Consider the following 22,800-nt stretch of genomic DNA (forward strand, 5'->3'; position numbering starts at 1 on the left):
CGCCCGGTTACATTCCGAACCCGGAAGCTAAGCCTTACAGCGCCGATGGTACTGCAGGGGGGACCCTGTGGGAGAGTAGGACACCGCCGAACAATCTTTGGAGGACCCCTGGTCCCAGCGTTCAGCTGGGACCAGGGGTCCTTTTGTTTTTAGAATGCTTGCAGTACCGAAGACAGGAGTCACCATGTCCACCAACTCTCCCGACGACCGACCGGAACGCGACCAGCGGCGACGGGACGGTGGTGACCGCGGCGAGCGCGGTTACCGAGGAGACCGTGGTGACCGTGGCGGCTTCCGTCGCGACAACGACCGCGGTGTAGGCGACCGCGGCGGCAATGACCGCGGCGGTAACCGCAGTGGCGGCTACGGCCGGCGTGACGACCGTCGTGATGACCGCCGTGATGACAACCGCGGCGGTGGCTACGCCCGCCGTGACGACCGCCGTGACGACCGTCGGGGCGATGACCGCGGGGAGCGTGGCGGCTTCCGTCGCGACGACAACCGCGGCGGCGGCTTCGCACGGCGTGACGACCGTGACCGTGGCCCGCGTGGGGACGACCGTGGACCTCGCCCCGCCTTCCGTCGCGACGACCGCCCGACCGGTCCCCGTCGTGACGACCGTGACCGTGGGTTCCGACGCGACGGTGACCGGCCTGCCTTCCGCCGGGACGAGCGCGGGGACCGTGGCGAGCGTGTGGAGCGCCGTGACAACGACCGCGGTGGTTTCCGCCGTGACGACAACCGGGGCGGCGGTTACGGGCGTCGTGATGACCGCCGTGACGACCGTCGGGGCGATGACCGCGGGGAGCGTGGGGGCTTCCGTCGCGACGACAACCGTGCCGGCGACCAGCGTGGTGGGGACAACCGCGGTGGCGGCTACGGACGACGTGACGACCGTGACCGCGGCTTCCGCGACAACGACCGCGGTGGCTTCCGTCGTGACGACCGAGGCGACCGCGGCGGCTTCCGTCGTGATGACAACCGCGGCAGCTACGAGCGCCGTGACGACCGTCGTGACGACCGACGCGACGATCGACGGGGCGATGACCGTAGTGACCGTGGTGGCTTCCGTCGGGACGACAACCGCGGCAGCTACGAGCGCCGCGACGACAACCGGGGCGACCGTGGCGGTTTCCGCCGGGACGACAACCGGGGCGAGCGCGGGGGTTTCCGTCGTGACGACCGGCGGGACGACCGTGGCGGGCGCGGTGGGCCGCGCAGGGACGACCGTGGTGGGCGGCCCGGTGGGTTCCGTGGCCGCGACGACCGGCGCGGTGGCGACGACCGGCGTGGTCCTGGTGGCGGTCGGTTCCGTGACGAGCGGGACCGCGACCGTGAGCCGATCAAGCGGCTGCCGATCCCCGAGGACGTCACGGGCGAGGAGATCGACAAGGACGTACGCCAGGAGCTGCAGAGCCTGCCGAAGGGGCTGGCGGAGGACGTCGCCAAGAACCTGGTGATGGTCGCCCGGCTCATCGACGAGGACCCCGAGGGTGCCTACGGCTACTCCAAGGTGGCCCTGCGGCTGGCGTCGCGTGTCGCCGCCGTACGCGAGGCGGCCGGGTTCGCGGCGTACGCCAACCAGAAGTACAGCGAGGCGCTCGCCGAGTTCCGGGCCGCGCGGCGGATGACGGGGAACGTGGACCTGTGGCCCGTCATGGCCGACTGCGAGCGTGGGCTCGGGCGGCCGGAGAAGGCGCTGGACATGGCCGGCGCGCCCGAGGTGCACAAGCTGGACAAGGCCGGTCAGGTCGAGATGCGGCTCGTCGCGGCCGGTGCCCGGCGTGACATGGGGCAGCTCGACGCGGCCATCGTGACGCTGCAGAGCCCCGAGCTGGCCTCCAACTCGGTGCAGCCGTGGACCTCGCGGCTGAGGTACGCGTACGCCGACGCGCTGCTCGCGGCCGGTCGGGAGGACGAGGCGCGGGAGTGGTTCGCCAAGGCCGTCGAGTCCGACAAGGACGGCAGCACGGACGCCTCCGACCGGCTCGCCGAGCTCGACGGGGTCGAGTTCGTCGACGCCTTCGACGAGGACGAGGACGAGGCTGACACCGAGGGCGTCGAGAAGGTCGTGGCAGACGATGTCGACGACGAAGAGGGCGACCTCAAGGACTGACGCACGCGCGGCTCGGTGAACAAGGGGCGGGATCCCGGGATCCCGCCCCTTCGTGCTTCACACGTCCAGCGCGCGCAGGACCAGGCCGGACGCCGGTTTCGGGCCGAACGACGTCGACTTGCGGGGCATCGTGACGCCCTGGCGGGCGAGGTCGCGGACGACGTCCTCGCGGACCGGGTGCATCAGGACCGCCGTGCCGCCGTTCCGTTCCGCCTTCTCGACCGTGGCGGCCGTGTCGTGGATGTAGGCGATGCGGGCGGGGTCATCCTCGGGGACGTGCCAGACGTGGGCGAGCAGCGTGGCGTGCAGGACCGTGGCGTCCAGGGTGCGCCAGGCGGTGGGGCGGTCCGCGGGGATGGTGCGGGCCAGGAGGTCCGGGTCGGGGCGGTCCACGAGGTGGAAGGCGCCGTCCCCGGCGAGGAGGAACGCGTTGCCCGCGCAGGCCGCGTCGGCGAGGGTGTCCAGGGCCTCGGCCAGGGGCACGTCGAGGCGTCGTACGCGGAAGAGGCCGTCGAGGAGCTCCAGGGAGCGGGAGACCGGGACGCCGTGCAGGAGGCGGTGGATGGCGCGGACGCGCAGGGGATAGCGGGCCGTGTCGACCAGCAGGACCAGGCCGTGGTCCCAGGGACTGGGGGAGGGGTGCTCCGCGCGTAGACGGCGGTAGGTGGCCCAGCGGTGGTGGCCGTCGGCGATGAGGGCCTGGTGCTGGGTCAGGTCGGCCTGGATGCGGGCCACTTCGGCGGGATCGGTGATCGACCACAGGCGGTGGCTGTAGCCGTCCTCGGTGGTGGTGGCGAGGAGCGGGGGCTGTTCGGCCGTGCGCTCGATGGCGGCCGTGGTGACGGACTCCGTGCCGTTGCCGCGGTAGGTGAGCAGCAGGGGTTCCAGGTTCGCGCAGGTGGCGCGCATGAGGGCGGCGCGGTCGGCGACGACGTGCGGCATGACGTCCTCGTGGGGCAGGACCACGCCCTCCGACGGCTCCGACAGGCGCAGGGTGCCGATGAGCCCGCGTTGGAGCAGGCCGGCGCCGTCGTGCTGTTCGTAGACGTACAGGCCGGGCTTGCGATCGGCGGCCAGGACGCCCTCGGAGAGCCAGCCGCGCAGGGTGCGGGCCGCTTGTTCGTTGCGTTCGGCCGGGGTGGTGGCCTGCGGGAGGATCAGCCGGACGATGTTGTACGGGTCGTTCGACTGGAGCTGGTGCAGGCCGTCGGGGCGGACCACGACGTCGTACGGCGGGGATGTCACGGCGGCCAGGCTGCCGACCCGGTCGGGGTCGTAGCGCAGGCCTCGGAACGGGGTGAGTTCCAGGCCTCGGCGCGCCGTTGCTTCCGGGTGACCTGCTGTGTTCATCCCGGCATCGTACGGGTGTCGGTGGCATGGGGGATGATCGGGGGAAAGCCGTCGAACGAGGAGCGATGCGGAATGAGTCAGCGCGTGAGGACGAGGCCCGAGGGCAGTGGGCAGGCCCTGAGCGAGGCGTACGACACCGCGCTGCTCGACCTCGACGGGGTGGTGTACGCGGGCGGGAACGCGATCGCGCACGCCGTCGAGTCGCTCGCCACCGCGCGCGAGGGGGGTATGCACCTCGCATACGTCACCAACAACGCGCTGCGGACGCCCGATGTCGTCGCCGGGCACCTCACCGAGCTGGGGATACCGACGGGGGCCGAGGACGTCATCACCTCCGCACAGGCGGTCGCGCGGCTGATCAGCGAGCAGGTGCCGGCCGGGGCGCGGGTGCTGGTGATCGGCGGTGAGGGGCTGCGGGTGGCGCTGCGGGAGCGGGGGCTGGAGCCCGTCGAGTCGGCCGACGACGACCCGGCGGCCGTGGTGCAGGGCTTCGGTGGGCCGGACCTGCCCTGGGGGCGGTTCGCCGAGGCGAGTTACGCGGTCGCGCGCGGGGTGCCGTGGTTCGCGTCCAACACGGACCTGACGATTCCGAGCGGGCGGGGCATCGCGCCGGGCAACGGGGCCGCGGTGGAGGTCGTGCGGATCGCGACCGGTGCCGAGCCGCAGGTCGCGGGCAAGCCGCTGCCTCCCATGCACCGGGAGACGATCCTGCGGACCGGCGCCGAGCGGCCGTTGGTGGTGGGGGACCGGCTGGACACCGACATCGAGGGCGCGTTCAACGGCGAGGTGGACTCGCTGCTCGTGCTCACCGGTGTCACCGACGGCGCCCAGCTCCTGGCCGCGCCGCCGCAGCACCGGCCGACCTATGTGGACCAGGACCTGCGGGGGATGCTCACCGGTCAGCCCGAGGTCGTCGAGGCGGGCGACGGGTTCCGGTGCGGTGGCTGGACCGCCACGGCCGGGAAGGCTGGGCGGCTGGAACTCGACGGCGACGGCGAGGCACTGGACGGGCTGCGTGCGCTGTGCGCGGCGGCCTGGACGGCGGCCGGGGACGGTGTGTGCGAGCTGGACGCGGGAAAGGCGCTGGACCGGCTGCGACTGTGACGGCGGGGTGCGGGGATCTGTGAGTCCGGTGACGTTTGCATCTCGGGATCGTGGCTGGTTGGCAGGGTAGGCTAACCTAACTGCGTGTTGGTCGACAGTCCTCCCGAACAGCGCGCGGAGACCGCCCCCGCGCCCCCAACCTGCAGGGCGATACGGGTCCTTGGGCTCCTCGTGTCCGTCGTGATCCTGGCGCTCGTCGCGACGGCGAGCATCGCGGTCGGGGCGAAAGGGCTGTCCGTGGAGCAGGTCTGGCACGGGCTGTTCCAGGACACGGGGAGCTACGCCGACGTCGTGGTGGCCGACCGGCTGTCGCGGACCGTCCTCGGGCTGCTCGCGGGGGCCGCGCTCGGCCTGTCCGGGGCGGTGCTCCAGGCGCTCACCCGCAATCCGCTGGCCGACCCCGGACTCCTCGGCATCAACGCGGGCGCGTCGGCCGCGGTGGTCACGGCGATCACCTTCTTCGGCGTCACCTCGCTCAGCGGATATGTGTGGTTCGCCTTTGCCGGCGCGGCCGCGGTGGGCGCCCTGGTCTGGTTCCTGGGCGGCAGCCGGGGGGCCACGCCGGTGCGGCTCGCGCTGGCCGGTACGGCGATCAGCGCGGCCCTGTACGGCTACCTCCAGGCCGTGATGATCACCGACGACCAGGCGCTCAACAAGATGCGCTTCTGGACGGTCGGTTCGCTGTCCTCGGCGGACAACTCGACCATCCTCCAGGTGCTGCCCTTCCTCGCGACCGGCTCCCTCCTCGCCCTCGGGCTGGCCAGGCCGCTCAACGCGATGGAGATGGGCGACGACACCGCGAAGGCCCTCGGCGCCAACCTCAACCGCACCCGGGCGCTGGCCATGCTCTCCGCGACCGTGCTGTGCGGGGCCGCGACCGCCGCCTGCGGCCCGATCGTGTTCGTCGGCCTGATGGTGCCGCACATCGTGCGCTCCTTCACCGGCCCCGACCTGCGCTGGATCCTGCCGTACGCGACCGTCCTGTCGCCCGTGCTGTTGCTGGGCTCCGACGTGATCGGCCGGATCGTGGCCCGACCCGCGGAGCTCCAGGTCGGCATCGTCACCGCGATCATCGGCGGGCCGGTCTTCATCTTTCTCGTACGACGGCGGAGGACGGCCCAGCTGTGAGGACCAACCGTGCCATCAGGACCCCCGGCGGGCTCTCCGTCCGGCTGGACGTCCGGGCCGCTGTCGTCGTCGCCCTGATCCTGCTCGCCGCGCTCATCGCGGGCGTCGTGCTGATCGGCACCGGCGACTTCCCGATCCCCGCCGGGGACGTGCTCGAGACGTTGCTCGGGAACGGCAACGCCGGGCAGGAGTTCATCGTCAACGAGCTGCGGCTGCCGCGGGTCCTCGTCGGACTCCTGGTCGGCGCCTCGCTCGGACTCGGCGGCGCGCTGTTCCAGGCCGTCTCCCGCAATCCGCTGGGCAGTCCGGACGTCCTCGGTCTCAGCCAGGGGGCCACGGCCGGGGCGCTCACGGTGATCGTGCTGTTCTCCGGGAGCGCGGCCCAGGTCACCCTCGGCGCGCTCGCGGGCGGCCTGGTGACCGGGCTCGCCATCTATCTGCTCGCCTGGAAGCAGGGGGTGCACGGGTACCGGCTGGTCCTGGTCGGCATCGGCGTCTCCGCGATCGTCACGGCGGTCAACGGCTATCTGCTGACCAGGTCGACGATCACCGAGGCGGCCCAGGCCGTGGTCTGGATGACCGGCTCCCTCAGCGGCCGGGACTGGACGCAGGTGTGGCCGCTGCTGTGGCTGTGCGCCGTCCTCGTCCCGCTGGTCCTCGCCAACGCGCGCGGCCTGAGGATGATGGAGATGGGCGACGACGTGTCCAACGCGCTCGGGGTGCGCGTCGAACGCGTACGGCTGCTGCTCCTGGTCGCCGCCGTCCTGCTCACCGCCGCCGCCACCGCGGCCGCCGGACCGGTCAGCTTCGTCGCGCTCACCGCACCGCAGCTGGCCCGCCGCCTCACCCGCTCGCCCGGCCCCAACCTGCTGCCGTCCCTGTGCATGGGCGCGACCCTCCTGGTCACCGCCGACCTGGTCTCGCAGAAGGTCTTCGGCGCCGATCAGCTGCCCGTCGGCGTGGTCACCGGAGTCCTCGGCGGTGTCTACCTGCTGTGGCTCCTGGTCACCGAGCGCAGGGCGGGCCGGATATGACCGCCGAGACCGCCCCCAGCAGCGGACTGAACAACCCGAGGAGCACCGTGAACCGCCTGTCCGCCGACACCGTCACCCTGGCCTACGACCAGCGCGTCATCGCCGAGCAGCTCTCGGTGGAGATACCCGACCGCTCCTTCACGGTGATCGTCGGCCCCAACGCGTGCGGCAAGTCCACGCTCCTGCGGGCCCTCTCGCGCATGCTCAAGCCCAGCCAGGGCAAGGTGCTCCTCGACGGACAGGTCATCCAGTCGATGCCGGCGAAGAAGGTCGCCCGCACGCTCGGCCTGCTCCCGCAGTCGTCGATCGCACCCGACGGGATCACCGTCGCCGACCTGGTCGGCCGCGGCCGCTACCCGCACCAGGGCATCCTTCGCCAGTGGTCCGCCGAGGACGAGCGGGTCGTCCAGGAGTCCATGCGGCAGACCGGGGTCGCCGAACTCGCCGAGCGGTACGTCGACGAGCTGTCCGGCGGTCAGCGGCAGCGGGTGTGGATCGCGATGGCGCTCGCCCAGCAGACGCCCCTGCTGCTCCTGGACGAGCCGACGACCTACCTCGACATCCAGCACCAGATCGACGTCCTCGACCTCTGCGCCGAGCTGCACGAGGAGCAGGGCCGCACCCTGGTCGCGGTCCTGCACGACCTCAATCACGCGGCCCGGTACGCCACGCATCTCATCGCGCTGAAGAGCGGGCGGGTCATCGCCGAGGGCGCCCCGAACGACATCGTCACGGCCGAGCTGGTCGAGGAGGTCTTCGGACTGCGCTGCCAGGTCATCGACGACCCGGAGACGGGCACACCGCTGGTGGTGCCGGCCGCGCGCAAGGCACGCGCGGGCGTGATCGCTAAAGAAGCTTCCTGAGCTGGAACAGGTCCCTGAGGCCCGCCTCCAGCTTCACCCGGCCCGAGCCCCATGCCTTGGCGAAGTTCAGCTCGCCGTCGACCAGCGCCACCAGGTCGTCGCCGGACATGCTCAGTCCGATCTGGGCCTTCTCCCGCGGAGGACCTTGCAGGGTGTCGTGCACCACGATCCGGCCGCCGGTCATCCGGCCGACGAAGGTGACGTCGAGATCGGTGATGCGGCAGCTCACCGAGCGGTCCATGGACGCCGCAGCGGCGACGTCCCCCTCGGCGTTGCCCATGCTGTCGGAGAGCTTCTCGAGTGCGGCGCGGCACTCCTCGATCGTGGCCATCGCGCTCGACGGTACCCCAGCGGTTCGGGGTAGCGTCTGGGCATGAGCGACGCTGTTCCGGAGCCTTCGCACGAGGCCGCGGCCGAACCCGGGTACGACCCGGCCGCCCCCGCCCCTCTGAACGTCCCTCGCACCCCCACCGGCAACGCCGAGGTGGACGCCGGCCTGGAGCGGCTCGGCGACGCCGACCACCTCGCCACGGACGGACACCTGGAGGTGTACGAGGATGTACACCGGGGGCTGCGCGACGCGCTCACCGCGCTCGACGCGCGCCCGGGACCTCCGGCGCCCTCACCGTCGTATGACCAGAGGGCGCCCTCACCCTCGTATGGCACTAGGAGCTGAACCGAACGTGGCAGGAGTCGCACGCCGTCGGCTGGACGCGGAGCTGGTCCGGCGGAAGCTGGCGCGCTCGCGTGAGCACGCCAGCCAGCTGATCGCGGCCGGGCGGGTCACCGTCGGCAAGACCGTCGCGACCAAGCCCGCCACCCAGGTGGAGACCGCGGCGGCGATCGTGGTGCAGAGCGACGACGGCGATCCCGACTACGTGTCCCGGGGCGGGCACAAGCTCGCGGGTGCCCTTCAGGCTTTCGTGCCCCGGGGGCTGGTCGTCGAGGGGCGGCGGGCGCTGGACGCCGGCGCCTCCACCGGCGGGTTCACCGATGTGCTGCTGCGGGCCGGGGCCGCGCACGTGGTCGCCGTCGACGTCGGTTACGGACAACTCGCGTGGTCTCTCCGGAGCGATGAACGCGTCACCGTCAAGGACCGTACGAACGTACGCGAGTTGACGCTCGAAGCGATCGATGGGGAACCAGTGGATCTTGTCGTGGGGGATCTGTCCTTCATCCCGCTCGGACTGGTACTGCCCGCCCTGGTGCGGTGCGTGAAGCCGGACGCCGATCTGGTGATGATGGTGAAGCCGCAGTTCGAGGTGGGGAAGGAACGGCTGGGCAGCGGGGGAGTGGTACGGAGCACGCAGCTGCGGGCGGAGGCCGTGCGCGGGGTGGCCGAGAAGGCGGGCGAGCTCGGGCTCGGGGTGAACGGGGTCACGGCCAGTCCGCTGCCCGGGCCCTCGGGCAATGTCGAATACTTTCTGTGGCTGCGTGCCGGGGCGCCCGCCCTGAACCCGGCCGATGTCGACCGTGCAGTTGCGGAGGGGCCGCGTTGAGCCAGAACCGAGCTCGTACTGTTTTCCTGCTCGCCCACACCGGGCGGCCCGCCGCCATTCGCAGTGCCGAGCTGGTCGTGAAGGGGCTGCTGCGCTCCGACATCGGGGTGCGCGTCCTGGAGTACGAGGCGGCCGACCTGCCGCTGCCGCCCGAGGTGCAGCTGGTCAAGGAGGCGACACCGCAGTGCCTCGAAGGGTGCGAGCTGCTCATCGTGCTCGGCGGTGACGGGACGCTGCTGCGCGGCGCCGAGTTCGCGCGTGCGTCCGGGGTGCCGATGCTCGGCGTCAACCTGGGCAGTGTCGGGTTCCTCGCGGAGGCCGAGCGGGACGACCTCGACAAGGTCGTCGACCGGGTGGTGTCCAAGGCGTACGAGGTCGAGGAGCGGATGACCGTCGATGTCGTCGTTCACCGGAACGGGGACATCGTCCACACCGACTGGGCCCTGAACGAGGCGGCCGTGCAGAAGGCCGGCGCCGAGAAGCTCCTCGAGGTCGTGCTGGAGATCGACGGGCGGCCGGTGACGGGCTTCGGGTGCGACGGGATCGTGCTGTCCACGCCCACCGGGTCCACGGCGTACGCCTTCTCCGCGGGCGGGCCCGTGGTGTGGCCCGAGGTGGAGGCGCTGCTGATGGTGCCGATCTCCGCGCACGCGCTGTTCGCGAAGCCGTTGGTGACCTCGCCGAACTCCGTGCTGGCCGTGGAGCTGCTGCCGCATATTCCGCCGGGGGTGCTGTGGTGTGACGGGCGGCGGACGTTCGAGTTGCCGCCTGGGGCCCGGGTGGAGGTGCGGCGGGGGGCCGTGCCGGTGCGGCTGGCCCGGCTGCATCACGCGTCGTTCACGGACCGGCTTGTGGCGAAGTTCGCGTTGCCCGTTTCCGGATGGCGAGGTGCGCCTCACTAGCCGGCTGCAGGGGCTGGTCACGGGGCGTCGGCGGGTGCGGGTGGTCTGTGGTCGCTCGCGCCCGCGCGGCGGAGCCGCAAATCGATACAGCCCCGCGCCCCTGAAAGCCTGACACTCCCCCGGGTGACAAGGGCACCTCGCACTCGGCCGCCCCGACCTCGTAAGGTCTTCACCGTGCTGGAAGAGATGCGGATACGGTCGCTCGGAGTCATCGATGACGCTGTCGTCGAGCTGTCGCCCGGGTTCACCGCTGTCACCGGTGAGACGGGTGCGGGAAAGACCATGGTGGTCACCAGCCTCGGTCTGTTGCTCGGTGGGCGGGCGGACGCGGCGCTCGTACGGATCGGGGCCGAGAAGGCGGTCGTGGAGGGGCGGATCACCGTGTCCGCCGGAGACTCCGTCGTCGTACGGGCCGAGGAGGCCGGGGCCGAGCTCGACGACGGGGCGCTGCTGATCAGCCGTACCGTTTCCGCCGAGGGGCGGTCGCGGGCGCACCTGGGCGGGCGGTCGGTGCCGGTCGGGGTCCTCGCGGAACTCGCCGACGAGCTGGTCGCCGTCCACGGGCAGACCGATCAGCAGGGGCTGCTCAAGCTGAACCGGCAGCGCCAGGCGCTGGACCGGTACGCGGGCGACGCGGTCGCCGTGCCGCTCGCCAAGTACACCGAGGCCTACCGGCGGCTGCGGGCCGTCTCCGTCGAGCTGGACGAGATCGTCACGCGCGCGCGTGAGCGGGCCCAGGAAGCCGACATGCTGCGGTTCGGGCTCGACGAGATCGCGGGGGTGGAGCCGCGGGCCGGCGAGGACGTCGAGCTGGCCGAGGAGGCCGAGCGGCTCGGTCACGCCGAGGCGCTGTCGTCCGCCGCCACGGCCGCCCATGCCGCCCTCGCGGGCAATCCCGAGGACCCCGAGGGGATCGACGCCGCGACGCTCGTGGCGGGCGCCCAGCGGGCTCTGGAAGCCGTACGGTCGCACGACCCGGCCCTCGCCGCGCTCGCCGACCGGATCGGGGAGATCGGGATCCTGCTGGGCGACGTGGCCGGCGAGCTCGCCGGATACGCCGACGACCTGGACGCCGATCCGCTGCGGCTGTCGGCCGTGGAGGAGCGGCGGGCCGCGCTCACCGCGCTGACGCGCAAGTACGGCGAGGATGTGGCCGCCGTGCTCACCTGGGCCGAGCAGAGCGCCGCGCGGCTCACCGAACTGGACGGCGACGACGAGCGGATCGAGGAGCTGACCGCCGAGCGGGACGCGCTCAGGGCCGAACTGGGCGGACTCGCGCAGGCGTTGACGGATGCCCGGACCGAGGCCGCGGAGCGGTTCGCCGCGGCGGTGACGGCGGAGCTGGCCTCGCTGGCGATGCCCCACGCGCGCGTGTCCTTCGCCATCCGGCAGACCGAGGACCCGGACGGCGTGGAGGTCGGCGGGCGTGCGGTCGCGTACGGACCGGCCGGTGCCGACGAGGTCGAGCTGCTGCTCGCCCCGCACCCGGGCGCCCCGCCGCGGCCCATCGCCAAGGGCGCGTCCGGCGGTGAGCTCTCGCGCGTGATGCTGGCCGTCGAGGTCGTGTTCGCCGGGACCGACCCCGTGCCGACGTACCTCTTCGACGAGGTCGACGCCGGTGTCGGCGGCAAGGCGGCCGTCGAGATCGGGCGGCGCCTGGCACGGCTCGCGAAGACGGCGCAGGTCGTGGTGGTGACCCACCTGCCGCAGGTAGCGGCCTTCGCCGACCGGCAGTTGCTGGTCGAGAAGACCAACGACGGTTCGGTCACCCGGTCCGGTGTGAAGGTGCTGGAGGGCGAGGAGCGGGTCCGGGAGCTGTCCCGGATGCTCGCCGGACAGGAGGACTCGGAGACGGCCCGGGCGCACGCGGAGGAGTTGCTGGCCACGGCCCGGGCGGACGCGTGAGGGGTGCGGCCCCGGTACTGACCGCCGCCCTCACGCGCGCCGGAACGGCCGTCCTCCGCGCCAGGGCGCCGGGCGGCCGGGAGCGGTGGGAGCGGACGAACCACGCCGGGCGGACGGTCGGGTTGTACGCCGGGCCCGCGAGTGCGCTGGCCGCCTCGGTCGGGGCCTGGCGGGTCCGGCCCGCCGCGGGGCTCGCTGTCGCCGTCGCCGGGCTCTGCGGGGCGTACGACGACCTCGCCGGGGACCGTCGGCGGGGCTTCCGGGCACATCTGGGTGCGCTGCGGGACGGTGAAGTCACCAGCGGGGCCGTCAAGTTGTTCGGGATCTCGGCGGCCGGGCTGGTCGCGGGCGCGCTGATGAAGGAGCGGGCCGCCGACCGGGTGCTCGCGGGTGTGGTGATCGCCGGGTTCGCGCATGTCGTCAACCTCGTGGACGTACGGCCCGGCCGGGCGGCCGGTGCGGTGGTCGCGCTCGGGGTGCCGGGGATGGCGCGGTCGGAGCTGGCCGGCGTGGCCGTGGGCGCGGCGGCCGCCGTGCTGCCGGACGACCTCGGTGAGCGGGTGATGATCGGGGACGTGGGGGCGCACGCGCTGGGGGCGGCGCTGGGAACCGCCGTCGTCGCGGCGAACGGGAGGGTGGGGCTCCTCGTGCACGCGGCCGCCGTTGTCGCCGCGGCGGTCTGCGGGGATCAGGTGAGTCGTGCGGCGGCTGCGGGCCGGTGGGGTTTCTCGGACGGTTCCCCGCGCCCCCTCAGGTCGGACACCTTCGAGCAGGGAAGCGGGGTCACGTCACTCTTGTGAGTGACGCGACGCGCCGCACACGCCCTTCCCCCGTTCTCCGCATGCACGGAACACCCGTGCGTCCTGGCATCCTTGGCAGAGAACCCATCACGCGTAGGAAGCGCGCGGACACCCCTCCGCTCGACACCTTCTGTACGTTTCCTCGTGACCGTCCGACCCGAACCAGGAGCCCGGCCACGTGACCCCCGTGAGCAGCCACTCACCGCACGGCCAGTCGCCGCTGCGCACCGTGCAGGTGCTGGGCGGAGGCAACGCCGGCAGCAGCGCGCATGTGCGCTCCCTGACCTCGGGGCTCGTCGCGCGGGGCGTGCGGGTCACGGTGTGCGCCCCCGCCGAGACGGACCGCGCCTACGACTTCACGGGGGCCGGCGCTGACCACGTGCACGTGCCGCGCAGCAGCGATCCGACCTCCGTCGCCGTGCTCCGGGCCGCCTGCGCGGACGCCGATCTGGTGCACGCGCACGGGCTGCACGCCTCCTTCCGCGCGGTGCTGGCGCTGAGCGGACGACGGACCCCGCTCGTCGTCACCTGGCACGACCGGGCGTACGCCGAGGGCGCCCGGGCTCATTTCGTGCGCCTTCTGGAACGCCGGGTCGTGAAAGCGGCGTCCGTGGTGCTCGGGTCCACCTCGGCACTCGTGGACCGGGCCCGCAGGACCGGTGCCCGGGACGCGCGCCTCGCCGCCGTCGCCCTGCCCAAGCCGCGCGGAGTCGACGAGCAGGAGGATCCCGACCGGCTGCGGCCCAAGGTGCGGGCCGAACTCGGCGCCATCGGTCGGCCGTTGCTGATGGCGGTCGGCGCCCTGGAGCGGCACAAGGGCTACGAGACGCTGCTGGACGCCACCCGCGCGTGGAGCCTCCTCGACCCCTTGCCGTTGGTCGTCGTCGCGGGCGAGGGGCCGCTGCGGGCGGTCCTGCAGAGCCGTATCGAGGAGGAGGGACTGCCGGTCCGGCTGCTCGGGCGGCGCGACGACATCTCCGAACTGCTCGCCGCCGCGGATCTCGTACTGCTGCCCAGCCGTTGGGAGGCGCGCTCGGTGCTCGCCCAGGAGGCCTTCCACGCGCGGGTGCCGCTCGTCGCGACCGCGGTCGGCGGGATCCCCGAACTCGTCGGCGACGCGGCCGAACTGGTCCCGTACGGCGACCCGGCGGCGCTCACCGGCGCGGTCGTACGGCTGCTGGGCGATCCCGAGCGCCGGGAGCTGCTCAAGGAGCGCGGGACGCGGCAGGCGGCGACCTGGCCGACCGAGGACGAGACGGTGGCACAAGTGCTCAGCGTCTACGACGAGTTGACCCAGCCCCGGCCGCTCATCTGAAGGCCCGCGGGAAAGGCGCGCAGACCTAGGGCACGTGCCGGCGGGCCCGCAGCGCCAGGCTCAACGCCAGTACCGTCTGCGGGTCGTCGAGGTCCGTGCCCAGCAACTCGCCGATGCGGGCGAGGCGGTTGTAGAGGGTCTGCCGGTTGAGATGGAGTTCGCGGGCCGTCTCCGCCTTGCGGCCCGCGTGCGCCAGATAGGTCTCCAGGGTCGGCAGCAGGGGCGGTCTGGAGCGGTCGTCGTGGGCGCGCAGTGGGCCGATGGCGCGGTCCACGAAGGCCGCGAGATCCGGGTGGTCGCGCAGCCGCCACAGCAGCAGGTCGATGTCGAGACGGCGGGCGTCGTACCAGGGGCGGTCCGACAGGCCCTGCGCCGCCGTCGCCGTCTCGGCCGCGTGGCGCAGGCCCGCCGAGGCCGCCGCCCAGCCCCCGGCGACCCCGACGACCACGACCGGCGGCTGGGCGCCCGGCCGCTGCATCCCGGCCCGCTCCACACCCGCCCGCAGGGCCGCCGCGACCCGGTCCGCGACCGCCGCCCGCTCCGACTCCGAGCGCAGCCCGAGCAGGACGAGCACCCGGCCCTCGACGGGCCGTACCCCGAGCAGGACCGGCACGCCGACCGCGGCCAGCTCCTCGGAGACCGCCCGGGCCAGGACCGCCCAGCCGCCGCCGGAGGAGCCGAGGTGCATCACCACCGGCAGCAGCGGTCCGGTGCCCGGCTTGAAACCCAGCACGCGCGCCTGCGCGGGCGCGTCCTCGGGGGTGATGCGGCCCTCGGCGAGGTCGGTGAGGAAGTCGCCCCGGCCGCGGGCCGCGAGCTCCTCCTCCTGGCGGGCCTGCATCAGGACGACGGCCAGGATGCCCGCCGCCCGCTCGGCCGCCATGCGGTGCACGGGGGCCAGCGGGGCCCGCACCGGAAGCAGCACCAGCCGCGCCCGTACCGAACCCGCCCCCGGCCCGCCCCCGGGGACGTCCACCAGGACCGAGCCGGACGGCGGAGCGTCCTTGTGCTGGCCGCGCAGCCCCTCCCACACCTGGAGCGGGTCGGCGCCCTCGGGGCCCTCCCCGGCGGCGTACAGGAGCTGTCCGTCCGTCGTCTCCAGGAAGACCGGGTTGCCGCCGAAGTCGGCCAGGATGCCGAGGACCTGGGGGACCCCGCCGCCGCCCAGCAGGGCCTCGGTGCAGCGCCGGTGCACCTCCTCGGCCCGCTGGAGCAGCGCGTAGTGGCCGTTGACGATCTCGGTGTGGATCTCCTCGGTGACGGTCACGAAGGGCACCTCGCGGTGCAGCTGGACGAGCGGGAGGCCGGTCGCGCGAGCCGTGTCGACGAGGGCGGCGGGCAGCCGGGCGAAGCGCGGGCCCAGCTCGACGACGAGGGCCGCGATCCCGCGCTCGGCCAGCGTCCGCACGAACGCGCGCTGCTCGGCCGGACGGGTGCCGAGCCCGTAGCCGGTGGTCAGCAGCAGCTCGCCGCCCTTGAGGAGGGAGGCGATGTTCGGCACCTCGCCCGCGTGCACCCAGCGCACGGTCCGGTGCAGCTTGTCCGCGCCCGCGAGGATCTCCGGGAGCCCGCTGCGCAGACCGGGCAGCTCCAGCGCGCGCTGCACGGTGATCCCGCCGCCCTGGGTGCCGAAACCGCTGTTCGTGCCGCTGTCCATGAGCCGGACGCTACCCGAGGCGTGCCCGGTGCCGTGCCGGGGTACGGCCGGGGCATGGACCTCAGCGTGGTGGCCGTGGCCCGGGAGGACGACAGCGCGGTGGCGGAGCCGGTACGGGTGGCGGTGGCCGCCGACCGGCTCGGCTACCGGGAGGTGTGGGCGGGGGAGGGCCCGACCTGGGACGCCTTCGTCCTCGCCACCGCGATCGGGCGGGCCACCGAACGGGTCGCGCTGACCGCGGGACCGGTCCCGGTGAACGTGCGTGATCCGTACACCACGGCCCGCGGCGCCGCCTCGGTCGCGGCCCTCGTCGGCCGCCCGGTCGGGGTGGCCCTCGGCACGTCCAGCACGCGGGTGGTCGAGGGCGTGCACGGCCGGCCCCGGGCGCGGCCCGCCGCCGTACTGGAGGAGCAGGCGGCGGCCGTACGACGGTTGCTGCACGCCTCCCCGGGCGAACCGGTGGTGCCCGGCAGCCCCTTCCGCCGCCGCCTGCCGCCGCCCGGCGGGCCCCTCACGGTGGCCGCGTTCGGGCCCCGCGCGATCGCCACGGCCGCCGCGCACGCCGACCGCATGCTGCTGGACGTGGTCTCCCCGGAGCAGGTGCGGACCCTGCGCGCGGACCTGGACGCGGCGGCCCGGAAGGCGGGCCGTACCCCGCCCGTGCTCGCCGCCTGGCTGCCCGCGGCCGTCGACCCCGGCCCGGGGTCGCTCGCGCAGGTGCTGGGCGGCATCGCCGGGTACCTGACCGTGCCGGGCTACCGCGAGGTCTTCGCCGCGGCCGGGTTCGGGGAGGCGGTGGAGCTCGCCGCGCGCGGCGCGGACCGGGAGACCCTGGTGCGGGCCCTGCCCGCTGCGGCCGCGGGCACGGTCGGGCTGGTGGGCGACCTGGACGCCGTACGGGCGCGGATCGACGCCTACGCCGAGGCGGGGCTGGACGAGATCGCCCTGGTGCCGGCCACCGCGGGGGACCCGGGCGGCGAACGCACGCTGACGGCGCTCAGGCCGGCCTGATGTTGTGGTTGAAGCGGAACACGTTGTCCGGGTCGTACCGGCGCTTCAGCTCGGCAAGGCGGCGGGTGTTCTCCGCGCCCACCCCGGCCACCACGCGGTCCGCGCCCTCGTCGCCGATGAAGTTGAGGTAGACCGCGCCGGTGCTCCACGGCTGGACGTCGGCGCGCATGTCCCGGACCCACTGGACGCACCGCTCGTCGTCCGCCGGGTCCTCCCAGATCCCGAACGGGTGCACGGCCCAGGCCGCGTCCCGGTACGGCACCGGGAACTCGCGCGGACCGCCGGCGATCGCCCCGCCCAGCGGCAGCAGCACCTGCTGGCTGCCGGTCGGCACCGGCAGGGAGTCCGCGCGGGCGCAGTAGACGTCCACGAAGTCGTCCGGCGCGCCCGTCAGGTACTCCGCCGACCAGTGGTTCCGCATCCCCGGCGGATCGTCGATCATGCACTGGACGTCGGCGTACGGCATCGCCCCGACGATCTCCGTCACATGCGGCAGCGCCAGCAGCGGCTCGGCCAGTTTGCGCAGGTCCGCCTCCCCGCCGGCGTACGTCAGCAGGACGCCGCACAGCAGGGTGCCGACCAGGTCGGGCGGTACGAACTCCTCGGGCGGGCCGGTGAGGTAGAGCACCCCGCCCGACGCCTCGTCCGGTCCGGCCGCGATCACGTCCCGGTAGGTGCGCACCACCTCGGGGCCGAACTCCGGCAGGTACAGCAGCAGCGCGATGGAGAACTCGGGCAGCTCGTGCAGCCTCAGCGTCAGCGCGGTCGCGATGCCGAAGTTGCCGCCACCGCCGTGCAGCGCCCAGAACAGGTCGGGGTTGTCCTCGGCGTTCGCGTGCACCCGTGTGCCGTCGGCGGTGACCAGTTCCACATCGAGCAGGTTGTCGACGGCGAGTCCGCAGCACCGGTCCAGCCAGCCGCTGCCGCCGCCGAGGACGAAACCGCCGACGCCGGTCGTGGAGGCGCGCCCGCCGGTGGTGGCGAGTCCGTGCGGCTGGCAGGTGCGGTCCAGGTCGCTCATCGTGGCGCCGCCCGCCACGCGCGCCGCCCGGGCCGCGGGGTCGACGGTGACCGCGCGCATGTGGCGGAGGTCGACGACCAGTCCGCCGTCGTTCGACGCCATGCCCGCCACGCTGTGGCCGCCGCCGCGCACCGCGATCGGCAGGTCGAGGTCACGGGCGCAGCGCACGGCCCGGACGACGTCGTCCTCGTCCACGCACTGCGCGATCACCGCGGGCCGGCGGTCGATCATCGCGTTGAAGACGGTCCGGGCCTCGTCGTAGCCCGGATCCCCCGGGGCGAACACGTCGCCGGTCAGATCCTCGCGCAGCGCGGTGAGGGCCGCGCCCGCCTTCGACGGGGATGCCATGGGGCGCCCCCTTCCGTGCAGGGGCTGATGGTGCCTCCCAGCCTAGGCGGGCCCGGCGCTCAGGTCCTGTTCAGCCGCCGTACGCCCCCGACGCCGTCAGCCGCAGGGCCGTGTCGATGAGCGGGACGTGGCTGAAGGCCTGCGGGAAGTTGCCGACCTGGCGCTGCAACCGCGGGTCCCACTCCTCGGCGAGCAGACCGAGGTCGTTGCGGAGCGAGAGGAGCTTCTCGAAGAGCTTCCTCGCCTCGTCCACGCGGCCGATCATCGCGAGGTCGTCCGCCATCCAGAACGAGCAGGCCAGGAAGGCCCCTTCGTCGCCGGGGAGGCCGTCGACGTTCTCGTCGCCGCTGGAGGTCGGGTAGCGCAGGATGAAGCCGTCCGGGGTGGACAGCTCGCGCTGGATCGCCTCGATGGTGCCGATGACCCGCTTGTCGTCCGGCGGCAGGAAGCCCATCTGCGGGATCAGCAGCAGGGAGGCGTCCAGCTCCTTGGAGCCGTAGGACTGCGTGAAGGTGTTGCGCTCCTTGTCGTAACCCTTCTCGCAGACGTCCCGGTGGATGTCGTCGCGCAGCTCGCGCCACTTCTCCAGGGGGCCGTCCGCGTCACCGGACTCGATGAGCTTGATGGTGCGGTCGACGGCGACCCAGGCCATCACCTTGGAGTGCACGAAGTGCCGGCGCGGGCCGCGCACCTCCCAGATGCCCTCGTCCGGCTCGTCCCAGTGCTGCTCCAGGTAGCGGATCAGCTTGAGCTGGAGCAGGGAGGCGTAGTCGTTGCGGGACAGGCCCGTCATGTGGGCCAGGTGCAGGGCCTCGGTGACCTCGCCGTACACGTCGAGCTGGAGCTGGTGCGCGGCGCCGTTGCCGACCCGGACCGGCGCGGAGTTCTCGTAGCCGGGCAGCCAGTCCAGCTCGGCCTCGCCCAACTCCCGTTCGCCCGCGATGCCGTACATGATCTGAAGGTTCTCGGGGTCGCCGGCGACGGCCCGCAGGAGCCACTCGCGCCAGGCGCGGGCCTCCTCGCGGTAGCCGGTGCGCAGCAGCGAGGACAGGGTGATGGCCGCGTCGCGCAGCCAGGTGTAGCGGTAGTCCCAGTTGCGGACGCCGCCGATGTCCTCCGGCAGCGAGGTCGTCGGGGCGGCCACGATGCCGCCGGTGGGGGCGTACGTCAGCGCCTTGAGGGTGATCAGCGAACGGATGACGGCCTCGCGGTAGGGGCCGTGGTACGTACAGTGCTCGACCCACTCGCGCCAGAAGTCCTCGGTGGCCTCCAGCGACTGCTCCGGCTCCGGCAGCGGCGGCGGCTCCTTGTGCGAGGGCTGCCAGGAGATGGTGAAGGCGATCCGGTCACCCGGGGCGACGGTGAAGTCCGAGTACGTCGTCAGCGACTTGCCGTAGGTCTCGCAGTCGGTGTCGAACCACACCGAGTCCGGACCCGCCACGGCGACCGTGCGCCCCTCGTGCTTGTGGACCCACGGCACGACACGGCCGTACGAGAAACGCATCCGCAGGGCCGAGCGCATGGGCACGCGGCCCGAGACGCCCTCCACGATCCGGATGAGCTGCGGGGCGCCGTCACGCGGGGGCATGAAATCGGTCACCCGGACCGTGCCGCGTGAGGTGTCCCACTCCGATTCCAGGATCAGCGAGTCGCCGCGGTAGGTGCGCCGGGCGGCGGTGGGGGGCTCGGCGTCGGCCGCGTGCGCGGGCCCGAGCCTCCAGAAGCCGTGCTCCTCGGTGCCCAGCAGGCCGGCGAAGATGGCATGCGAGTCGAAGCGGGGCAGGCACAGCCAGTCCACCGTGCCGTCCCGGCAGACCAGCGCCGCGGTCTGCATGTCTCCGATGAGTGCGTAGTCTTCGATGCGCCCGGCCACGTGCAACTCCAGTCGAACGGCCACGTCACCCCCTCAGGGAAAAAGGGGGCTGTCGCTTGGTGCGGTCAAGGGGGTCGTTGTAATGCGTCGTTGAGCGGTGAAGCAAAACAGTCCTGCCGCTGTGAGGCAAAACGACAACTGCTGCTCAACGAACTGACGAGCTCTCGTTGTTCCGGGGCCTACGGGTGGGGGTGGTCCCGTGTTTCCGGCCGGGCTCGGCAGTGAGTGTCCGAGCAGGATACGACGCACGTAGATGATCTGTGTGCCGCTCCGGGCAACGCGGCTGGGCCGAACGGGTGAGCAACGGGTGAGAAACGGGTGTCTTCGTGCTGGTCCGTGTCGGCATGTGTGCGGAGCGTGGCCGGAAGCCATCTCCCCGAGGCGCTGATACCCTGGTAGCCCGTGGACCGGTGGGCGCCTGACCCCCGAACCGCACCTCAAGATCGCGACCACGGGAGCCCCCTCTTGGCCATGACCGCTGCTTTTCGAAACAGCACAGCCACGACGACCAAGCACATCTTCGTCACTGGGGGTGTCGCCTCCTCGCTCGGCAAGGGGCTGACCGCCTCCAGCCTCGGCATGCTGCTCAAGGCGCGGGGCCTGCGCGTCGTGATGCAGAAGCTCGACCCGTACCTCAACGTCGACCCGGGTACGATGAACCCCTTCCAGCACGGCGAGGTGTTCGTCACCAACGACGGCGCCGAGACCGACCTGGACATCGGCCACTACGAGCGCTTCCTCGACCGTGACCTCGACGGCTCCGCCAACGTCACCACCGGCCAGGTGTACAACACGGTGATCGCCAAGGAGCGGCGCGGCGAGTACCTGGGCGACACGGTCCAGGTCATCCCGCACATCACCAACGAGATCAAGCACCGCATCCGGCGCATGGCGACCGACGAGGTCGACGTCGTCATCACCGAGGTCGGCGGGACCGTCGGCGACATCGAGTCGCTGCCGTTCCTGGAGACGGTCCGCCAGGTCCGGCACGAGGTCGGCCGTGACAACGTCTTCGTCGTCCATATCTCGCTCCTGCCGTACATCGGCCCCTCGGGTGAGCTGAAGACGAAGCCGACCCAGCACTCGGTTGCGGCCCTGCGCAACATCGGTATCCAGCCGGACGCCATCGTGCTGCGCTGCGACCGCGAGGTGCCGACCGCGATCAAGCGCAAGATCTCGCTGATGTGCGACGTCGACGAGGCCGCCGTGGTCGCCTGCCCCGACGCCCGTTCGATCTACGACATCCCGAAGACCGTGCACGGCGAGGGCCTGGACGCCTATGTCGTCCGCAAGCTGGACCTGCCGTTCCGGGACGTGGACTGGACGACCTGGGACGACCTGCTCGACCGCGTCCACAACCCCGACCACGAGATCACCCTCGCTCTGGTCGGCAAGTACATCGACCTGCCCGACGCCTACCTCTCGGTCACCGAGGCGCTGCGCGCGGGCGGCTTCGCCAACAGGGCCCGCGTCAAGATCAAGTGGGTCACCTCCGACGACTGCAAGACCCCGGCCGGCGCCGCGGCGCAGCTCGGTGACGTCGACGGCATCTGCATCCCGGGCGGCTTCGGCGACCGCGGTGTGCTCGGCAAGGTCGGCGCGATCAAGTACGCCCGCGAGAACAAGATCCCGCTGCTCGGTCTCTGCCTGGGCCTGCAGTGCATCGTGATCGAGGCCGCGCGCAACCTCGCCGACATCCCGGACGCCAACTCCACCGAGTTCGACTCGGCCACCGGCCACCCGGTCATCTCCACCATGGCCGAGCAGCTCGACATCGTCGCCGGTGAGGGCGACATGGGCGGCACCATGCGGCTCGGCATGTACCCGGCCAAGCTCGCCGAGGGCTCCATCGTCCGTGAGGTGTACGACGGCAAGGAGTACGTCGAGGAGCGGCACCGGCACCGCTACGAGGTGAACAACGCCTACCGCGCCGAGCTCGAGAAGAAGGCGGGCATCCTGTTCTCCGGGACCTCGCCGGACGGCAAGCTCGTCGAGTACGTCGAGTACCCGCGCGACGTCCACCCGTACCTGGTCGCCACGCAGGCCCACCCCGAGCTGCGCTCGCGTCCGACCAGGCCGCACCCGCTGTTCGCCGGCCTGGTGAAGGCCGCGGTCGAGCGGCAGAGTTCCAAGTAGCACGACAGTTGTACGGTGGCCGGGGCGCACGCATTCAAAGGGCGGGCGTCCCGGCTTCTTTTGCGCAGGTGGGGAAGGACAGGGCATGACGATCAAGGACGCCCCGGAGGAGTGGGAGATCCGGGCCACGAAGACTCCCTTCGTGGGCAACAAGACCTCCGTCCGCACGGACGAGGTGGTCATGCCCGACGGGACGGTGGTCGCCCGCGACTACCAGGTCCACCCGGGTTCGGTGGCCGTGCTCGCCCTCGACGACGAGGACCGGGTCCTGCTGATCCGCCAGTACCGGCACCCCGTGCGGCAGAAGCTGTGGGAGATCCCGGCGGGCCTGCTGGACGTGCCCGGTGAGAACCCGCTGCACGCGGCCCAGCGGGAGTTGTACGAGGAGGCGCACGTCAAGGCGGAGGACTGGCGGGTGCTGACGGACGTCTACACCTCGCCGGGCGGCTGCGACGAGGCGATCCGGATCTTTCTGGCGCGGGGGCTGTCCGAGGCGGAGGGTGAGCGTTTCGAGGTCGAGCACGAGGAGATCGACCTGGAGTACGCGCGCGTGCCGGTGCCCGAGCTCGTCCGGGGGGTGCTGGCGGGGGAACTCCACAACAACTGCCTGGTGACGGGGGTTCTGTCGTTGGTCGCGGCGCGGGCCTCCGGTGGGTTGGACGGGTTGCGGCCGGCTGAGGCGGAGTGGCCCGCGCGGCCGTTCGAGGCGTGACGGGCACCCAGGACTGCGCCGTTGTG

General features: G+C 72.6%; 19 protein-coding genes and 1 rRNA gene. 15 read left to right on the plus strand and 5 right to left on the minus strand.

Going from position 1 to position 22,800, the window contains the following annotated elements:
• Nucleotides 1-92, plus strand: a 5S ribosomal RNA gene (gene rrf, locus ACIQJT_RS38200); the annotation flags it as partial.
• A gap of 1,259 nt (nt 93-1,351) precedes the next feature.
• Nucleotides 1,352-2,116: a tetratricopeptide repeat protein gene (locus ACIQJT_RS38205; protein ID WP_365457976.1), complete on the plus strand. Its 765-nt coding sequence runs from the start codon at nt 1,352-1,354 to the stop codon at nt 2,114-2,116.
• A gap of 57 nt (nt 2,117-2,173) precedes the next feature.
• Here ACIQJT_RS38205 and ACIQJT_RS38210 read toward each other — a convergent pair whose 3' ends face one another.
• A complete protein-coding gene (locus ACIQJT_RS38210) occupies nt 2,174-3,466 on the minus strand; it encodes a DUF1015 family protein (RefSeq protein WP_402650212.1) in 1,293 nt (430 codons plus the stop codon).
• A 72-nt stretch (nt 3,467-3,538) separates the two neighbouring features.
• Here ACIQJT_RS38210 and ACIQJT_RS38215 point away from each other — a divergent pair, with 72 nt between their 5' ends.
• The 4 genes from ACIQJT_RS38215 (at nt 3,539) to ACIQJT_RS38230 (ending at nt 7,595) form a co-directional block, all read left to right on the plus strand.
• Nucleotides 3,539-4,570: an HAD hydrolase-like protein gene (locus ACIQJT_RS38215; protein WP_402650213.1), complete on the plus strand. Its 1,032-nt coding sequence runs from the start codon at nt 3,539-3,541 to the stop codon at nt 4,568-4,570.
• An 84-nt stretch (nt 4,571-4,654) separates the two neighbouring features.
• Nucleotides 4,655-5,698, plus strand: coding sequence for a FecCD family ABC transporter permease (locus ACIQJT_RS38220; protein WP_402650214.1), 1,044 nt, complete (start codon nt 4,655-4,657; stop codon nt 5,696-5,698).
• Entirely contained in the window at nt 5,695-6,732 is a 1,038-nt protein-coding gene (locus ACIQJT_RS38225) for an iron chelate uptake ABC transporter family permease subunit (protein ID WP_365457244.1), read from the plus strand. Before ACIQJT_RS38220 ends, ACIQJT_RS38225 begins: the two co-directional genes overlap by 4 nt.
• A complete protein-coding gene (locus ACIQJT_RS38230; RefSeq protein WP_365457247.1) occupies nt 6,729-7,595 on the plus strand; it encodes an ABC transporter ATP-binding protein in 867 nt (288 codons plus the stop codon). Before ACIQJT_RS38225 ends, ACIQJT_RS38230 begins: the two co-directional genes overlap by 4 nt.
• On the opposite strand, the gene ACIQJT_RS38235 is transcribed toward ACIQJT_RS38230, so the two are convergent.
• Nucleotides 7,579-7,926, minus strand: a complete 348-nt coding sequence (locus ACIQJT_RS38235) for an SCP2 sterol-binding domain-containing protein (protein ID WP_402650215.1) — start codon at nt 7,924-7,926, stop codon at nt 7,579-7,581. The two genes, ACIQJT_RS38230 and ACIQJT_RS38235, sit on opposite strands and share 17 nt — an antisense overlap.
• A gap of 42 nt (nt 7,927-7,968) precedes the next feature.
• Between ACIQJT_RS38235 and ACIQJT_RS38240 the strand changes: the two genes are divergently transcribed.
• From ACIQJT_RS38240 to ACIQJT_RS38265, 6 genes are all read left to right on the plus strand, one after another.
• Entirely contained in the window at nt 7,969-8,271 is a 303-nt protein-coding gene (locus ACIQJT_RS38240) for a hypothetical protein (RefSeq protein ID WP_402650216.1), read from the plus strand.
• A 7-nt stretch (nt 8,272-8,278) separates the two neighbouring features.
• Nucleotides 8,279-9,094, plus strand: a complete 816-nt coding sequence (locus ACIQJT_RS38245) for a TlyA family RNA methyltransferase (RefSeq protein WP_402650217.1) — start codon at nt 8,279-8,281, stop codon at nt 9,092-9,094.
• Nucleotides 9,091-9,996, plus strand: a complete 906-nt coding sequence (locus ACIQJT_RS38250; protein WP_053847878.1) for an NAD kinase — start codon at nt 9,091-9,093, stop codon at nt 9,994-9,996. Before ACIQJT_RS38245 ends, ACIQJT_RS38250 begins: the two co-directional genes overlap by 4 nt.
• 186 nt (nt 9,997-10,182) lie before the next feature.
• Nucleotides 10,183-11,901 (plus strand): DNA repair protein RecN, encoded by a 1,719-nt coding sequence (gene recN / locus ACIQJT_RS38255; protein WP_365457979.1) that lies wholly within the window; start codon nt 10,183-10,185, stop codon nt 11,899-11,901.
• Nucleotides 11,898-12,701, plus strand: a complete 804-nt coding sequence (locus tag ACIQJT_RS38260; RefSeq protein WP_402650218.1) for a hypothetical protein — start codon at nt 11,898-11,900, stop codon at nt 12,699-12,701. Before recN ends, ACIQJT_RS38260 begins: the two co-directional genes overlap by 4 nt.
• A 178-nt stretch (nt 12,702-12,879) precedes the next feature.
• The gene (locus ACIQJT_RS38265) at nt 12,880-14,016 is read left to right on the plus strand and encodes a glycosyltransferase family 4 protein (protein WP_402650219.1); all 1,137 of its coding nucleotides are present in this window, start codon (nt 12,880-12,882) and stop codon (nt 14,014-14,016) included.
• Between the two features lie 25 nt (nt 14,017-14,041).
• On the opposite strand, the gene ACIQJT_RS38270 is transcribed toward ACIQJT_RS38265, so the two are convergent.
• Nucleotides 14,042-15,673, minus strand: a complete 1,632-nt coding sequence (locus ACIQJT_RS38270; protein WP_365457266.1) for a PucR family transcriptional regulator — start codon at nt 15,671-15,673, stop codon at nt 14,042-14,044.
• Between the two features lie 54 nt (nt 15,674-15,727).
• On the opposite strand from ACIQJT_RS38270, the gene ACIQJT_RS38275 reads away from it, so the two are divergent.
• The gene (locus ACIQJT_RS38275) at nt 15,728-16,684 is read left to right on the plus strand and encodes an LLM class F420-dependent oxidoreductase (RefSeq protein ID WP_402650220.1); all 957 of its coding nucleotides are present in this window, start codon (nt 15,728-15,730) and stop codon (nt 16,682-16,684) included.
• Here ACIQJT_RS38275 and ACIQJT_RS38280 read toward each other — a convergent pair.
• On the minus strand, nt 16,671-18,053 hold the full coding sequence (locus ACIQJT_RS38280) for an FAD-binding protein (RefSeq protein ID WP_402650221.1): 1,383 nt from the start codon (nt 18,051-18,053) through the stop codon (nt 16,671-16,673). The two genes, ACIQJT_RS38275 and ACIQJT_RS38280, sit on opposite strands and share 14 nt — an antisense overlap.
• A 70-nt stretch (nt 18,054-18,123) precedes the next feature.
• The gene (locus ACIQJT_RS38285) at nt 18,124-19,926 is read right to left on the minus strand and encodes a glycoside hydrolase family 15 protein (protein WP_280908528.1); all 1,803 of its coding nucleotides are present in this window, start codon (nt 19,924-19,926) and stop codon (nt 18,124-18,126) included.
• Nucleotides 19,927-20,397: 471 nt separating this feature from the next.
• Here ACIQJT_RS38285 and ACIQJT_RS38290 point away from each other — a divergent pair, with 471 nt between their 5' ends.
• On the plus strand, nt 20,398-22,062 hold the full coding sequence (locus ACIQJT_RS38290; protein ID WP_365457275.1) for a CTP synthase: 1,665 nt from the start codon (nt 20,398-20,400) through the stop codon (nt 22,060-22,062).
• An 85-nt stretch (nt 22,063-22,147) separates the two neighbouring features.
• A complete protein-coding gene (locus ACIQJT_RS38295; protein ID WP_365457277.1) occupies nt 22,148-22,774 on the plus strand; it encodes an NUDIX hydrolase in 627 nt (208 codons plus the stop codon).
• The last annotated feature ends 26 nt before the right edge of the window (nt 22,775-22,800 follow it).

Origin of the sequence: Streptomyces sp. NPDC091972 (assembly GCF_044756385.1) — a bacterium.
Lineage (GTDB): Bacteria > Actinomycetota > Actinomycetes > Streptomycetales > Streptomycetaceae > Streptomyces.